Genomic DNA, 1,076 nt, shown 5'->3' with positions numbered 1-1,076 from the left:
GAACCTCAATTATCGGTTGGGGGTTCCGCTCAGCCAACAGTTTGATCCAAACGCGGTCGCGCCACTGCGCAGCCTGAGAGCCAGTCAGCTGGATTTTGTGAACCGGCGCAGCGATATGGTGCTGGATTATCAGAAACAGACGTTGATAACACTGGCTTTCCCCGCATCCATTAATGGGTATGAAAGCAAGGAAGTGACCTTTGTTCCCGTTATCCAGTCCAAATATCCGCTGGCACGTTTAGAGCTGGATACGGCTGAATTACAGCAGGCAGGCGGAAAAATACTTTATCAGCAACCAGATAAAATAACATTACGGTTGCCAAAAACCACGAAAAACCCCGTTCGGCTTTCGGGGATCGCCATCGACAGCCGGGGTAATCGCTCCAACCGGGCAGAAATCCTGATAGTGAGTTTGCCGACCGAAAAGCGATGGCAGGTGACAGCGAATAAAACACAGGCTAAAGCCGATGGTCATGACAGTGTGCTCTATACCGTTCTTGTCACTGATCAGGAAGGCGCTCCTGTCCCTAATCAGGCCGTTATCTGGTCAAGTGACAAGGGAGAATTGTCCCAAACCCGGCAGAACACGGATGCGCAGGGGCTGGCCTCGGTCGTGCTGCGCAGTCGTCAGCAGGGGCTGCATGCGGTACGTGTTTCCGTGGATGAAGAGGTTGTCATTGCACCTTCAGTACAGTTTGATGCGGTGCTGATACCCGAAATCACTGTTGATAAACACAGCGTTAAGGCGGATGGAAAATCGAGGGCGACCTTGACTGTCACGGTTAAAAACGCCGGTGGTCAACCTGTGCCAAATCAGGCTGTTGGCTGGCAAACTAGTCTTGGCCAATTCACCTCATTTTCATTAATGACTGATGCGAAGGGGCAGGCCACGGCTGATTTAACCAGCAACGTATCAGGAAGTGCAGAAGTGACAGTGGCGGTTGGCGGTGAAACGGTGATGACTTCTCCGATTCGCTTTATTGCCTCGCTAACCCATACGCTTCAGGCGAACAAACCAACCGCTATTGCCGATGGTCAGGACAACATCCTTTATACGGTGAACGTGCGCGATGCAG

Annotated in this window: 1 protein-coding gene; it reads left to right on the top strand. The window is 52.0% G+C overall.

Features of this window, described 5'->3' with window-relative positions; all coding sequences use genetic code 11:
- Positions 1-1,076: Ig-like domain-containing protein (locus ABLA76_RS12170; RefSeq protein ID WP_348988119.1), on the top strand; the 1,076-nt coding region annotated here is incomplete at both ends.

It is taken from the genome of Xenorhabdus sp. SGI240 (genome assembly GCF_040081915.1).
GTDB classification, from domain to species: Bacteria; Pseudomonadota; Gammaproteobacteria; order Enterobacterales; family Enterobacteriaceae; genus Xenorhabdus; species Xenorhabdus bakwenae.
Note: the sequence above shows the minus strand (reverse complement) of the source record. Positions and strands in the feature narration are given on the sequence as shown.